At 45.3% G+C, this 15,031-nt stretch carries 12 protein-coding genes; 6 read left to right on the forward strand and 6 right to left on the reverse strand.

All coding sequences use genetic code 11. The annotated features are described in order from the left end of the window. Positions 1-32: 32 nt before the first annotated feature. Positions 33-2,060 (reverse strand): ATP-binding protein, encoded by a 2,028-nt coding sequence (locus tag AC07M6_RS04240; protein ID WP_494887676.1) that lies wholly within the window; start codon positions 2,058-2,060, stop codon positions 33-35. Between the two features lie 286 nt (positions 2,061-2,346). Here AC07M6_RS04240 and AC07M6_RS04245 point away from each other — a divergent pair, with 286 nt between their 5' ends. From AC07M6_RS04245 to AC07M6_RS04255, 3 genes are all read left to right on the forward strand, one after another. After that, a complete protein-coding gene (locus AC07M6_RS04245; RefSeq protein WP_494887677.1) occupies positions 2,347-2,865 on the forward strand; it encodes an outer membrane beta-barrel protein in 519 nt (172 codons plus the stop codon). A gap of 157 nt (positions 2,866-3,022) precedes the next feature. After that, positions 3,023-3,691, forward strand: coding sequence for a response regulator transcription factor (locus tag AC07M6_RS04250; protein ID WP_494887678.1), 669 nt, complete (start codon positions 3,023-3,025; stop codon positions 3,689-3,691). Between the two features lie 180 nt (positions 3,692-3,871). Beyond that, positions 3,872-4,924, forward strand: a complete 1,053-nt coding sequence (locus tag AC07M6_RS04255; protein WP_494887679.1) for a serine hydrolase domain-containing protein — start codon at positions 3,872-3,874, stop codon at positions 4,922-4,924. 85 nt (positions 4,925-5,009) lie between these two features. On the opposite strand, the gene AC07M6_RS04260 is transcribed toward AC07M6_RS04255, so the two are convergent. The 3 genes from AC07M6_RS04260 to AC07M6_RS04270 all read right to left on the reverse strand — a co-directional run bounded on the left by AC07M6_RS04260 (position 5,010) and on the right by AC07M6_RS04270 (position 8,999). After that, positions 5,010-6,539, reverse strand: coding sequence for a carboxylesterase/lipase family protein (locus tag AC07M6_RS04260; protein WP_494887680.1), 1,530 nt, complete (start codon positions 6,537-6,539; stop codon positions 5,010-5,012). Between the two features lie 106 nt (positions 6,540-6,645). Then, positions 6,646-7,470 (reverse strand): N-acetylmuramoyl-L-alanine amidase family protein, encoded by an 825-nt coding sequence (locus AC07M6_RS04265; RefSeq protein ID WP_494887681.1) that lies wholly within the window; start codon positions 7,468-7,470, stop codon positions 6,646-6,648. Positions 7,471-8,030: 560 nt separating this feature from the next. Beyond that, positions 8,031-8,999 (reverse strand): NAD-dependent epimerase/dehydratase family protein, encoded by a 969-nt coding sequence (locus AC07M6_RS04270; protein ID WP_494887682.1) that lies wholly within the window; start codon positions 8,997-8,999, stop codon positions 8,031-8,033. Positions 9,000-9,142: 143 nt separating this feature from the next. On the opposite strand from AC07M6_RS04270, the gene AC07M6_RS04275 reads away from it, so the two are divergent. Genes AC07M6_RS04275 through AC07M6_RS04285 form a run of 3 tightly spaced genes read left to right on the forward strand, consistent with a single transcriptional unit; the run spans position 9,143 to position 12,709 of the window. Further along, complete coding sequence (locus AC07M6_RS04275; protein ID WP_494887683.1) at positions 9,143-10,327, forward strand: formimidoylglutamase; 1,185 nt, start codon at positions 9,143-9,145, stop codon at positions 10,325-10,327. A gap of 46 nt (positions 10,328-10,373) precedes the next feature. Continuing rightward, positions 10,374-11,510: a redoxin domain-containing protein gene (locus AC07M6_RS04280; protein ID WP_494887684.1), complete on the forward strand. Its 1,137-nt coding sequence runs from the start codon at positions 10,374-10,376 to the stop codon at positions 11,508-11,510. Between the two features lie 56 nt (positions 11,511-11,566). Then, a complete protein-coding gene (locus tag AC07M6_RS04285) occupies positions 11,567-12,709 on the forward strand; it encodes a redoxin domain-containing protein (RefSeq protein WP_494887685.1) in 1,143 nt (380 codons plus the stop codon). Positions 12,710-12,910: 201 nt separating this feature from the next. On the opposite strand, the gene AC07M6_RS04290 is transcribed toward AC07M6_RS04285, so the two are convergent. Both AC07M6_RS04290 and AC07M6_RS04295 read right to left on the reverse strand, forming a co-directional pair. Beyond that, positions 12,911-14,086 carry a glycosyltransferase family 2 protein gene (locus AC07M6_RS04290; RefSeq protein WP_494887686.1) on the reverse strand — a complete coding sequence of 392 codons (1,176 nt, stop codon included), beginning with the start codon at positions 14,084-14,086 and terminating at the stop codon, positions 12,911-12,913. Between the two features lie 7 nt (positions 14,087-14,093). Next, positions 14,094-15,008 (reverse strand): glycosyltransferase family 2 protein, encoded by a 915-nt coding sequence (locus AC07M6_RS04295; RefSeq protein ID WP_494887687.1) that lies wholly within the window; start codon positions 15,006-15,008, stop codon positions 14,094-14,096. Between the last annotated feature and the right edge of the window lie 23 nt (positions 15,009-15,031).

Below are 15,031 nucleotides of genomic sequence, written 5' to 3' on the forward strand. Positions count from 1 at the left end.
CGATGGAGATTAGCGCACGGTTTACCTGTTGACTAAGCAACCGGCACCCAAATGTTTACCGAAGTCCCTTTACCGGGCGATGAGTAATAAACCACCGTGCCTTTCAGATATTCAATACGGGTGGCAATATTTTTAAGGCCAATGCCATCAAAACTATCTTTATGATCGGCATTAAACCCGATACCATTATCGGCTACTACAGCGGTAATGCCGGCAGTATCCCGGTTAAGTATAATATCCAGTTTAGATGCCTTAGAGTGCTTAATCACATTGTTTACCGTTTCCTGTATCACGCGGTACAAAACCGTTTCCACATTACTTTCAATGCGGTTTTTAAAACCAATAGCTTCCACATTTACCTTTAACCGCTCCGAGTCTATCTTTTCGATAAAGCTTTTCACATCCGATGCTATGCCCGACCGCAGCAGCATATTAGGCATCATCTGGTGCGATATTACCCTTACTTCCTTGCAGCTTTCCTCTACCAGCGCCATGGTTTTCTCGGCCAGGAAACGGTCTTCCTCCCGTTCCATTTTAACCCGGTCTATCAGTCCGCCCAGGTTCATCTTTACGGCCGAAAACAACTGCCCTACGCCATCATGCAAATCGCTGGCGATGCGTTTGCGTTCTTTTTCTTCGGCTTCAATTACCGCTTTGGTCAGGTTATCCTGCTGGTCCAGCATTTGTTGCTGCATTTGGGCCTTTTGTTTTAATTTATTACGGTTGTAAAACAATGCGCCAACTATGCCCGCAAGCAAAATAAAGCCAATAATTATCCCAATGGTTTTATTGCGGTTAATGATAGACAGTTTTTGGATGGTATTTTCCTGGTTTAAGGAGTTGATCTGCTGCTGTTTTTTCTCGGTTTCGTATTTTACCAGCAGACTGTTAAATGCTTTTTTATTGTCGGTAATATCAATCGAATCTTTTAACAACCTGAATTTATTGCTAAAAAAGTAGGCCGAATCCAACTGGCGGTTATGCGCGTAAAAAGCCGACATGGCCTCAAACGAATCCTGTATCTGCCTGGTATTATTCAGCTTTGCCGCCAGGCTGTGGGCCTGTTTCATATAGGTTATCGCTTTAACTTTATCGCCCAGTTGTTCATAAGCCATCCCCAGGTAGTTTAGCGTATAGCTCAGGTTTTTAGGTTCATCTATTTTTTTACGGATGGTTTCGGCCTGCTTTAAACAGTTAATGGCTTGCTGATAGTTTTTCATATCAAAATAGGTTTCGCCCATATTGTTGTAAATATCCGCTACCCCCGATTGATCGTCCGTTCCTTCCAGTATTTTTAGCGCCTGTTTAAAATAGTTTAATGATTTATCGTAATGCTTTAACCTCGATTCAACTAAACCAAGGTTACCGGTCTCCTGCGAAATAAAGGACACCAGGTTTAGTTCTGTATAAAGCTTCAGGGCCTTTTGATGATATTCTATTGCTTTAAGATACTGGGTTTGCGTTACAAACATGGCCGCTATCCCAACGTAGGCGTCGGCTATGCCCGGTTTATAATTCCCTTTTTCAAAGTACCTGATAGCTTCCATATAAGCGGTTATCGCATCGCTGCTTTTATCCTTCATCCTCAGCATCATGGCTTTTAACTGGTAGCAAACCCCGGCTTCAATAACTCTTTTAGGGATACCCGGAAGTATTTTACCAGCCTTATCTGCATATAACAAGCCCGAATCTAACACCCCGCTTTGCTGGTATATCATACCGTATGTCATATAAGCCATCCCTTCACCTTCGCGGTAATCGGCTTTGATAGATTCGGCTAAGGCCTGGCTGGCAAACGCTTTGGCGCGGTCGCTGCTTTTTCTTACTAAATAAGTGGCTAACTTATTGGTGATATCAATACGTGCGTTACCGGTTACGGTACCTGTTTGCAAAATGTTTTCAAGGCTATCGGTAATCCGTTTTACCTGTGCCGTTGCAGATATGGAGCTACTCCACAACACTGTTGTAATCAACAGGGCTTTTGTATGGCCAATTAGGTTGCGCATGGATAGTTCAAATTGGTGTAAGGTGTACAGTACTAATTGACGCCATTTTTCCATTGCCGTCAATACTACATATGGGGTATTTTGCCGGGTTGCTTTACGCCCCCCGTATCTTTTATAATTGGTTGGTTGTAGCAGATGGATCTGCTACCGGCCGCTGATCAGGGGTACCTTTCTCTGCCCGAAATCTATCATGCAAAATAGCATAAGTAATTGATTTTAAAAATACTACATATGAGTTATTGATGTGCCTGCCAATAAGCCGTTGCTTAGCAGTGTGATTTAACAGACACTTTCACACAATTAATTAACACTTTAATCAACCATCAAAAACTTAATCAAAATGAAAAAGAACTTTACCTTCGCAATCGCCCTGTTGTTATCAGTTGTTGCACTTTCTGCTTCGGCACAGGACAAATCTTCCGAAAAATTCCGTATCGGCCTTGGCCTTGAAGGCGCTTTACCCACCAACGCGGGCTACAAAGTAGGTGCGGGTGCAACCTTACGTGTTGCCGTGCCTATCAGCGATAACAGCGCGGTTACCGGTACTACCGGTGTTATGGCCTTCATCCCTAAAAGCATGACCGGCGTAAACACAAAGGCCCAGCTTAACATACCCATTAAAGCGGGTTACGAATATATGTTTAACGGTACCCTGTATGGTTTGGGCGAAGCCGGTTTTACCATAGCCAGGGTATACATTCCATCTACTACCACTTCAAGCCTGTCATCGGTTAGCAGTACCGATTTTACTTACTCATTTGGCGTAGGCGCGCATTTAGGCGCGTTTGATCCAAGCATCAGGTACGAAGGTTATAGCAGCGCCGGCTTTGTTGGCCTGCGCTTAGGCTTTACTTTTTAAACGCTACCTATAAAAAAACTCTAACTTCAGGTTCAGCAAGTGCAACCTGTAGGCGTGTGAGGTGTGGGCTGCCTCTTTTTAGAGGCAGCCATTTTTACTTTGGAAATACCTATGTTTATACTAAACTTATTGATCATCCTTTTTTAATCCAACCGAAATGGGCATCCGAATTGCAGTTGTTGACGATAAGCGCTTGTTAAGAACAACGCTATGCGAGCAGTTAGCTTATTACGAAGAGATAGCGGTTGTGCTGAAAGCCGCCGATGGCGACGAGTTTTTGCAGGCCATGAAAATGCTGAAGCCCGAGCAATTACCACAGGTAGTGCTGATGGATATTGAGATGCCCAATATGGATGGCATTGAAACCGTAGGTATCACCCGCGAAGTTTACCCCGAAGTGCTATGCCTGATGCTGACCGTTTTTGATGACGACGAAAAACTGTTTGAAGCCATTAAGGCCGGAGCCTGCGGCTACTTACTCAAGGACGAAAAGATAGGGCATATTGTAAGGGCCATAACCGAGTGCGTTTACGATGGCAGCGTGCCCATGTCGCCGCGGATAGCGCAGAAAGCCTTAACCTTGTTAAAAAATACCAGCAAGCCCGAAGAATCGGTGGCCGCGCAAAACGATTGCATCCTGTCATCGCGCGAGATAGAGATATTGCAGCGCATTGTTGACGGACTAAATTACCAGCAAATAGGCGAACGCCTGTTTATCAGTCCGCACACCGTACGCAAGCATACCGCTAATATTTACGAAAAACTACATGTAACCAACAAAGCATCGGCCATTAAGCTGGCCATTCACAAAAAGTGGTTTAATTAAACCAGGCTTGCATGCAGTGTAGCGCACAATTCAGCCACGAGCATGATACGATTGCTGGCTAAGGGTGTACCGGCCAGGATATTGCTACCTAATGATTTGGATGGCAGGAAATGGCTTTAATATCGTCTGAAATATGTAACGAATAAACTTTTACCGCGTCTTACGGACAAATAAAAGTTTATGAAAAAAATTCACAAAAGTACTTCACTTATTTTTCTAACAATATTTTTAATAGGAACCCGAACATTTGCCCAAAATGATAAAGCAGCTTTAATAAATACTTATTTACACGAAGCAAACCAAGCAGGCCTTTTCAATGGGAATATATTAATAGCCAATCACGGAAAAGTGATTGTTAGAAAGGCAATCGGATTTGCAGATGCGTCGAAAAATATTCCGCTTACCCTGCAATATCGCTTTCATATTGGGTCGATAGCGAAAGAGTTTGATGCAGTAGGCATTATGATGCTTCAAGAGCAGGGTAAATTAAGTATCAATGATAAGGTATCTAAGTTTTTCCCGAATTTACCGGCATGGGCAGAAAAAATTAGTATCAAAAATTTATTACAGTATACAAGTGGACTACCTGAAATAAAATACCAGACTGTTCATGGTGATTCGGATAATTGGAAGAATCTGGACTCCCTGCACAAATTAGATTTTGAACCTGGCAGTAGTTATGCATACAATAATAATAATACTTTTTTACGCAGACAGATAATTCAAAAAGTAACTGGTATTACTTTTAATCAATTCGTAAAGCAGAATATGTTCCAAGAAGCAGGTATCAACAATGAGGTGATTGATCCTACTGATAGCGATACTTTTGTGGCCAGATCATTTAATAATGATTTTAAACAGGATGGACTTGAAGTGCCCATATCGGGTTGGACCAGTTTAAACGTAGACGATTTTTACAAATGGTCACAATGTATCACCAGTTTTTGCCTGATCAATCCCGTGTCTACTCGCAAAATCCTCACTCCGATTGGACCTGACAAGCAATGCGGCCTGGGCGCCGGTATAATGAAAGGCAATAAGCTTATTAAACATACGCATGACGGTATAGCAGCGCATTACCAGGCATTGGAATTAACGGATGCTACCAAAGGCAGAACAATCATTATCCTATCTAATCAAAGACAGGGGAATGTTTATGACATTGCAGCCGGTATACAGGCAATTTTAGATGGTAAATCCTACCAAGCACTGTCCAAATCCGGTTCAAAATAGGTGCTTATTGTCACAGTCGATGTTATTATGATTAACCAAAAATTTATGCCCCTGCGTGGCATCTCGTTTGTAGAAATCTCTCCGGTTAAAAACTATCCAGCAACTGATACCTGGCCTCGGTAGCCGACATTCTTTGCCGGCAATTAACATCTATCATCATTACCCGAGGCAAACCGGGCACTACAATTTCCCAATTGCTTAAGCCCGGCCCGTTAGGGTTCCCTGTTTTTACAAAATTAACGAAGTACGATTGCATAGCTTCCGATACCCGATAATCTTCCGGTGTCCAGGCGTAAACTTTATTGGTAGGCAGGTTGCCCAGCGCATATTCAATCTCGGCCGAATGCACCGCGCCAAAGCCGGTATTTACCTTTCCGCTTACTGTAGTTGGTCTTTTGCGGGTAAAATAATAACGGTAAACCGGACGCCCGCCGGTTTTACTTTGCATATCGATAAACTTCCAGGTGCTGAAAGCGATAAACTTGTCTGATGCCAGTTCGGTAGCTACCTGCCGCACCTCGGCATCGCTTGCCGGGGCGTATACTTTTAATATATCCGCAGCCTTATCACCGTATAGCTTTTGCACAGCATCGGTATAATTAGCTACGGTTGGTTCAGCTTTACCTAAGATGCTGCCCGCGCCTGATTCTTCCGAATTCCAGCCGGCTAATAAATTTACATGCATTTGCTTGCCGGCCTCAAAAATGGCTTTTGGTGCTTCGGGTAAAAAATAGCCGTCTACAGTAGTACCAAACCGGGCATTGGCCGATAGCTCCAGCAGTTTATCGGCCGGGATGTTGCGTAAATCGACTAACGATGTGGCACCCACCGTGGTGGCAAACTTAACCCCATTTTGCTCGGCAGTAACCAGGGGCATAGGCGACAGGTTACCTAATAACGCCCCGCTTTCGCCGATAGCGCCAATAAATAAGCCTTTTGATAAGGGTGATGCCACTTGTCCGCAAACCGACATAGAGCCTGCCGATTCGCCGCCGATGGTTACTTTTTTAGGGTCGCCGCCAAAGGCCGCTATGTTTTTTTGCACCCAAACCAGCGCCGCGTGCTGGTCCAGCAAACCATAATTGCCCGATGCATGGTTTGTCGATTCCTTAGTCAGTTCAGGGTGCGCCATAAAACCAAAGATGCCTAAGCGGTAATTTACCGTAACGGTTATAATTCCTTTTTTAGCCAGCGTCTCGCCATCATAACGGTATTCCGATCCATCGCCGGCGGTAAAGCCGCCACCATAAAAATATACCAGTACGGCCAGTTTCTCTTTAGCTGATTTGGCCGGGGTCCACACATTCAGGTACAGGCAGTCTTCGCTTTTACCATCGCTGCGGAACATCATGTCGCTATAAATATATCGCTGCATGGCCTGCGGGCCAAAATGATCGGCCTTGCGTATGCCCTCCCAGTTTTTGGGTGCCTGCGGTTCGCGCCAGCGTAAACTACCAACCGGCGGTTGTGCAAACGGGATGCCTTTAAAGGAGTGGATGCCGCTCACTTCGGCCACACCCTGTAGCGTGCCATTAGCCGTTTTAACTACCGGGCCGTCCTGGGCGTACGTTTCAAAACACATCATTACAAGCAGCAAAAAACAAATATTTTTCATGGCGATAGCATTAAGAAGAGGGTATTGGGCTTTATTGGTTTCAGCAAATTTAATATTTATGCGGAGGGATTTATAGGTCTGCGTAAATATTTACTGCCTGCAGCAATCAGTCCCTGTCGAAACTTTTCTTGTACTTCTTCAGCGCGCGCAGTATAGATTGCGCTATCTCGTTCTGCCCTTCGTCTGATGCCAGGTATTTCTCTTCATCCGGGTTATTGATAAACCCTGTTTCTACCAGTACCGATGGCATGGCGCTATGGGCCAGCACCAGCAAACCCTGTTCGTGCACCCCTTCGCCCCGGCGGTTATCCTGCTCGCTGAACTCCTTGCTTACCAGCCGGCCAAACTTAATGCTTTGCTCGCGGTAGGTTTGCATAAAGGCATTTAATAAAATGAAGTACGATGGGTCATTATCCTTATAACCCTGGTATTTTTTGCTGTAATCTTTCTCCTGGTAAATAGCCGAGTTTTCGCGCAGGGCCTCTAATTGTTCGCCTTTACGGTGGTAGCCATACACCAATAGCAATGTCCCTTTACGGGTGCCGGTACGCTGCGGCGTTGAGTTGCAATGGATGGAGATAAACAGGTTGGCCTTGGCATCATTAGCAATTTGCGAGCGTTGCTGCAGTTCCACAAATTTATCGGTAGTGCGGGTCATGATCACTTTTAACGAGGGCAGCGTTTCGTTAATGGCATCGCGCAGTTTCAGGGCTATACCCAGCGCCACATTTTTCTCTTTGGCCGATACGCCATGCGCGCCGGGGTCTTTACCGCCATGCCCGGCATCAATAACTACCGTTTTAAATTTAAAGCCGCCAGCCTCATTAGCGCCTGTATTGGTTTGCGCCTTCGCGCAGGCAAAGGCCAGCGTAAAAACAAGGGTAAAACCTAAAAAGGCAGTAATTTTTTGTCGATAGTAATTTTGCGGCATATCTTTTTTAATAGCGTATAGACCTTTAACTGGTTAAATAGTTTATAAGCCGCAAATATATTGCAATATGTTTTAGGATAGGTGATTTAATTATAGCCCGGTGATGCTGACCTTTTATTTCATTATTTAGAGATTTCTTGCTCCGCCAGGAGCAAAAGCTTTGTAGAAACATGTATTAAATTTAACAGTGTGCCGTAGGTACACAACACGGAGTGCTGCACCTAAAGGAGCAGAGAAACGTTCTGATTATTTTCTACAAAGCTTTAACCTCTACGAGGTATGTCAAATCTCAAGCTTACGAAATAAATTAAGCGTGGACGCTTAATCAGGAAGTACAGTCAAGCGTGGACGCTTGACCGGGCGGGTGCTTGCCGAAGACTAACTGGTTTAAATAGTCTTACTTTCCCCTCTTTCCGCCGCAGGCGAAGAGGGTGCCCCAGCGAAGCGATGAGCGGGTGAGTTAACTCGCCGGCTTTGCATTACCGCCGCGACTCACCCGACGAGGCTCCGCCCGTCTGCCCGCTCTTCGCCTGCGGCGGAAAGAGGGCAGGATTATTTATCTACACGTTTAAACGCGCGCAAACCTCCGCTACCGATTGGCTAACGGGCTTAAAATTAAAGGCGATGGCTTTCTTCAGCTTACTGTGATCGTAATTGCGTTCCACGCTGGCGCTTTGTGCCGATACCTTATCTATGGCGGGTGTGCCGCCGCTAACAGTAGCCCAAAATGCCGCGCCGCGCCAGGCCAGTTCCATCATCCAGGGTTTGGCCAGCATTTGAGGCGGCGTTAGGTTAAAGCATTTAGCAATTTCGGTGGTGATATTTTTATACCCGCGGTTTTCGGCACTAACTATAAAGCGTTCATCGCGGACATCGCTGTTCATTAGGGCGATCATGCATTTAGCCACATCTGCTACGTCCACAAATCCAATGCTGCCCGATGTGTAAAATTTCAGGCCTTTGCGCACCGTCTCAAACAAGGCGCCGCTACCTTCAGTACCTGCATTAGGCCCAATAATAATAGATGGGTTAACAATCACGGCATCCAAACCCTCGGCAATACCCCGCCATACTTCCATCTCACTTTCCAGTTTAGAGGTAGCATAACCGTCATGACTGACAGCCTGGTCCAGGTGGTGATTTTCAGTGATCAGTTCGCCGGGTTTGGCGTCGCCAATAGCCGCTACCGAACTTACGTGCACCAGCCTTGCTCCATACAGCATACACAGGTTAACCACATTAGCCGTGCCTTCTACATTAGTGCGGATCATAGGCTCCTTATCGGCTGTTTTAAGGGATACCCAGGCAGCGCAATGGTACACTTGCGTAACGCCGGCAAAGGCATCATCCAAATCTGAATAATTCAGTATATCGGCATCAACCCAATCAATAATCTGGCTGTAAGGAACCAGCAAAGCCGGGATAACAGATTTAGCGCGTTTAATACAGCGGACAGGCTTACCGGCTTCAGCCAGTTGCTTTGCTACTTCCGAACCCAGGAAACCCGTTGCGCCAGTTATAAGGATCATTTTTCTTTAATGTGCATATTGCAGATGTGCAAATGTGCAGATTATTTTTGGATGTTATAATTAATCAAAGCACGCATTTCCTCCATTCGCATATCTGCATATTTGCACATCTGCACATTCAAAAAATATTACCTTTGCAAAGTATGTCCTTGTCTGATTTCTTTTCGCCGGTCGACTTAAAAACCATTGTTCCTAAAAACGGGTACTACAACAGCCATTTGGGTAGTAAGATCGAGCATTTTTCGGTCGGTTTCCCCGATCTTGAAAATGAAAAGATAGATATAGCCATCATCGGCGTGCAGGACGACCGCCATGCCGTCGGCAATTCGGGCTGTGCTTTGGGTCCGGATTATGTGCGCGAAAAATTATACCAGCTTTACGAGGGGCATTACAACTCTAAAATAGTTGATTTGGGCAATATCCGCCAGGGCGCCAAGGTAACCGATACTTATTATGCGGTGAAAACCGTTGTGGCCGAACTGATCAAAAAGGATATCCTGCCTATCATTATCGGCGGCGGGCAGGACATTACCTACGCGCAATACCTGGCCTATGGCGAACTGGAACAAAAGGTTGACCTGGTGGTGATTGATCCCCGCTTCGACCTGGAAGACGATACCGCCGGCGAGAGCATTGAAACTACATCAGCATCGTACCTTAATAAAATATTTCTGCACGAACCTAATTACCTGTTTAACTATAGTAACCTGGGCTATCAAACCTATTTTGTGAACCAGGACAGCCTGCGGGTAATGGACAAGTTGTATTTTGACACTACCCGGCTGGGGGAACTAAGCGGACAGGTAGCCGTTACCGAACCGATTATCCGTAATGCCAATATGATCAGTTTTGATATGGGCGCTATCCGTTCGGCCGATGCGATGGGGAATGCCAATGCTACGCCAAACGGCTTTTACGGCGACGAGGCTTGCCAGCTTTGCCGCTACGCGGGCTTTAATGATAAGCTAAGCTCTATCGGTTTTTATGAGTTTAACCCTGCCTACGATAACAACGGCCAAACAGCTACTCTGCTGGCGCAAATGATCTGGTATTTTATTGATGGCTTTTATAACCGTAAACGCGATTTCCCGCTCAACCCAAAATCGCAATACCTGATCTATAAAACCAGCCTGAAGCATGATGACCACGAACTGGTATTTGTGAAAAGCAAAAAATCAGACCGCTGGTGGATGCAGGTACCTTACCCAACAGGCGGTTCGCAAAACGAGCGGTTCCATTTAGTGCCCTGCCGTTACGATGATTATAAAACAGCCGTATCCGGCGAAATGCCCGACCTGTGGTGGCGCACCTACCAAAAGCTAAGCTGATAATTTAACCGCTTATCGCACGTTATTATTTTTTATGTATTTAAAAATGAAGAAGATATTTTGCTGCATCATAGCGCTGTTCCCTTTGCTGGCCAGCGCCCAGGATGCTTTTACCGTTAAAGGGCAGATAGGTAAATTAAATGCCCCTGCCAAGGCCTACCTGTTATACCAGTTAGGCGCTAACCGTGTGCTGGATTCGGCCTATATTGTTAACGGCAGCTTTGCAATAACCGGGAACGTATTAAGTCCTGTTGGCGCTATACTGGTGATAGACCGCGAGGGAGTGGGCATTACACGGCTGGATAAAAGTGCGGATAACCTGAGCTTTTACCTGGAAAAAGGCGAGATCAACCTAAGTGCGGCCGATTCGGTAAGTAAGGCGCAGATCACCGGTTCGGCTATTAATGATGATAATAAAAAATTGAGCGCCCGGTTAACCGTAGTAAATGATAAGGCCAAAAAAATTACTGCCGATGCTAAAGCCGCCCCTGCTGATCAGCAGCAAACCGCCGAGTTTCAAAACAGCATACAGGCTAAGCTGAAAGCCGTGCAAGCCGAACAGGAAACCATATTGAAAGCATTTATTACCGCCAACCCAAACAGCTATTTAAGTTTGCTTGCCTTAAGCTCCTTAGGCGGCCCCTCTGCCGATCCCGCTGAAATAGAGCCCCTATATAATCAACTTTCGCCATTATTAAAAGCCACCGAGGCGGGATATGCCATGAAAGTGGCTATTGATAAGATGAAGGCTACATCCATAGGCGCCATAGCGCCTGATTTTACCCAAAATGATGCCAACGGCACGCCTGTTAAGCTATCATCCTTCAGGGGTAAGTATGTACTGCTTGATTTTTGGGCGTCATGGTGCGGCCCCTGCCGGCAGGAGAACCCCAACGTAGTTAAAGCCTATAATAAGTATAAAACCAAAAAGTTTACGATAGTAGGCGTTTCGCTTGACCGGCCCGATGGCAGGGCCGACTGGATGGCCGCGGTAAAGAATGATGGATTAACCTGGACACAGGTATCCGACCTGAAGTTCTGGAACAACGAGGCTGCTGCTTTATACTTTGTAAGTTCTATCCCGCAAAACTATTTAATTGGCCCCGATGGCAAGATCATTGCCAAAAATCTGCGCGGCGAAGATCTGGAGAACAAACTGGCCGAGATTTTTGGGAAAATTTAACAAAAGTTTTATATTGCAGAAGATATAATCATTAACCAAACTAATTTTTTGCGGATATGAAAAAAGCATTGTTTACTATACTTGCAGGTTTACCTGCACTGGCTTTTGCACAAACAGCATATACCATTAAAGGCAACGTAGGGAAGATCAGCGCGCCATCGAAGGTATTTTTAACTTACCGTGCTGATAACAAAACCATCACCGATTCTACAGTGGCTACAAATGGCGCTTTTACCTTTAGCGGCAGCGTTAAAGATATTACCATGGCAACTTTGCTGGTTGACTACAAAGGTGTAGGCTATATGAGCCTGGACCGCAAGGTTAAACAGGATATGCTGCCTATTTACCTGGAGCAGGCTACCATTACGGTAAGCAGCCCCGACTCGTTATCAAAAGCTAAAGTTGGCGGTGGCAAGATCAACCTGGATAACGTAGCTTATAAAGCTTACATTAAACCGGCTACCGACAAAATGGCCACGCTGATGGCTGAATACACCGCTACTCCCGTAGAAACCCGCAAAACCAAAGAGTTTGACGCAGCCTTTATGCCAAGATATGAGGCCGTACAAAAAGAGCAAACCGAATTGGTTAAAACTTATATTAAAACTCACCCCGACTCGTACATGAGCCTGGTTAACTTGAACAGCGTTGGCGGATCATACCCTGAATATGCAGAAATGGCGCCATGGTACAACGCCCTATCACCCGAAGTAAAGAATACTACTTTAGGTAAAACGTATGCCGGGTACCTTGAAAAATGGAAAAGTGTAGCCATCGGCGCTATGGCCCCTGAATTTGCGCAAGCCGATACAGCCGGCAAAATGGTGAGCCTGTCATCATTTAAAGGCAAATATGTACTGATTGATTTTTGGGCATCGTGGTGCGGCCCTTGCCGTGCAGAAAACCCTAACGTGGTTAAAGCCTTTAACAAGTACAAAGACAAAAACTTCACTATCCTGGGTGTATCGTTAGATCAGCCAACCGCTAAAGACAAATGGATCGAAGCTATCCACAAAGATGGCCTTACCTGGACCCAGGTTTCTGATTTAAAATATTGGGACAACGAAGTTTCAAAAGCTTATGGCGTACGTGCCATTCCGCAAAATTTCCTGCTTGACCCAAGCGGCAAAATTGTAGGCAAAAACCTGCGCGGCAAAGAGCTTGACGATAAATTGGAAGCCTTATTAGGTAAGATCTAATAGCCCGTTTCAAAACATAAAAAAGCCCGGTGTAATTTGCACCGGGCTTTTTTTGTGCGCGAAAGGATCTCAACGAAAAGAGGGCTGTCACCCAGCCCGTCGAAGGGTGCGTGCGTAAGCCTGCCCACCATGGTTCGACAAGCTCACCATGACACCCTGCGCTCAATTGCTACGACAGGTGATAGCAAGCATGAAAAGCATTCACGCCTTCCGCTGCGCTTTATCCCATGCCGCGCTCTGGCTGCCTTTGTAATAACGGATAATACCCGCCAGCACAGCATAATTCATTACGCAAAAATAATACGGTACAAACAGGGCTTTCACACGTATTTGCCTTTTCTCCATCATATAACCCAACATAGCCAGGCCATAAAAAAGCACTTGCCCGGCCATCAGCAGTTGATAAATAGCTCCACCCGGGCCAGCGACAATCAAGATATTGGTTATAAAAGCCAGGATCATAAAAAATGGGGTCACCGTCCACCGTAAAACCCGGTGACTGATATATTGGAACGACAGGATGGGGTACTTAAAAATATTGAACAGCCCTTTCAGCCACAAAACAGACTGTATGCCACCTGCGGCTATCCTTACTTTACGTTTTAACTCCTCGCTCACATTGGCCGATGCTGACTCTATCGCGTAGGCATCGGGCTCGTATACAATACGGTAACCCTTTTCGGCAATCAGCATCGATATCATAAAATCATCCAGTATAGTATCGTTTGATACCGGGCGGTAAAGATCGCGCCGAACGCTGAATAATTCGCCGGCCGCGCCAACTACCGTGTATAGTTCCGAATCCCATTTTTTAAGCGCCGATTCGTATTTCCAGTAAAAGCCCTCGCCGGCGGCGCTGGCATCATCGGTTGCTTCTATTTTTACGCGCTTTTCACCGGCAACCGCGCCAACAGTTTTATCGGCATAATGACGGCATATTTTTACCATGGCCTCATCGTTAAGCATGGTGTTAGCATCGGTAAAAACAACTATTTCGGTATCTACATCATCCATAGCGCGGTGTACCGCCACAATTTTACCCGACCGGCCCGGCTGATGCAGTAACTTGATCTGTGGATATTCGGCAATAATATTGGGGGTATTGTCTGAGGAACCATCAGTAACAAAAACCAGTTTTAGTTTGCCCTGAGGATATTTTAAGGCTAAGGTATTTTCAATTTTCTCGCGAATGATATCAGCCTCGTTATAGGCCGCTATTACCAGCGTGCATTCGGGCAATAGTTCATCGCTGCTATCGGCCACCTGTTTGCGCCCATAAATGGCCCGCTTTATTTTAATAATGATAAACAGCAAAATACCATACCCAACATAAGTATAAAAAGCAATGAACAGGCTTACCCAAAATAGTATCTTCATGTTATCATTATTTAAGTGTAATCCCTAAATACGTACTATCCTTCTTATTTGTTACGTTCCACCAAATTGCTTTAAATAAATATTTAATAAAACCGCTGTTGCCGGCCCGTATATAACTGATGATATTGCGGGGGACTACCATCAGCATAAAATAAATGTAAAACAGCAGCGCATGCAAGGGTGGCGCATTACGCCGGGTAAATAAAATACGGTTGCGGTTCATAAAATATTCCTTCAGCCAGCTGTTTTTACCTACGGATACAGATTCCTTATGATAGATCACTGCGTCGCCACGCACCCAAAGCTGGTAACCGGCTTTTTTTACACGTTCGCACCAATCCATTTCTTCGTAGTATAAAAAGTAGTTCTCGTACATCAGGCCGGCTTTTTCAATGGCGGCCTTGTTTACCATTACGGCAGCGCCATGTATAAATGCCGTTGGGCCTGTTACGTTATTATAATCATCGCCGTTGCGCTGATATTTACCAATCATGCTGTTACGCGTGGTAATGTAGTTAATCGGGGTCGAGCCTGCATATTGGGTCATGCCCGTATCCGGGAAAAACTGGATACGCGGCGATACCATTCCCACTTCGGGGTGCTGGTTTAGCACATCGGCTAATTTTTCCATCAGGCCGGCTGTAAATTCGGTATCGTTATTTACCAGGAAAAAGTAATCGCCGGTAGCGGCGTTAATACCTATATTATTCCCCCCCGCAAAACCCAAATTAGTATCCGAACGTATAAACCTTACATTAGGGAACTGTGTAACCAATTGAGTAACCGGGCCGGTAGTGCTGCCATTATCTACAACTATTATTTCTGTATCTTTATAGGTGTTTACCTGTTGAATGGATTGCAGCAACTCCTGTGTTACCTGGGGTTGATTAAAATTAACCGTTATAATTGAAATTTTTTTCATTTATTAGCCGATACTAATATACA

The organism is Mucilaginibacter sp. GW821-FHT07H05 (genome assembly GCF_059418485.1).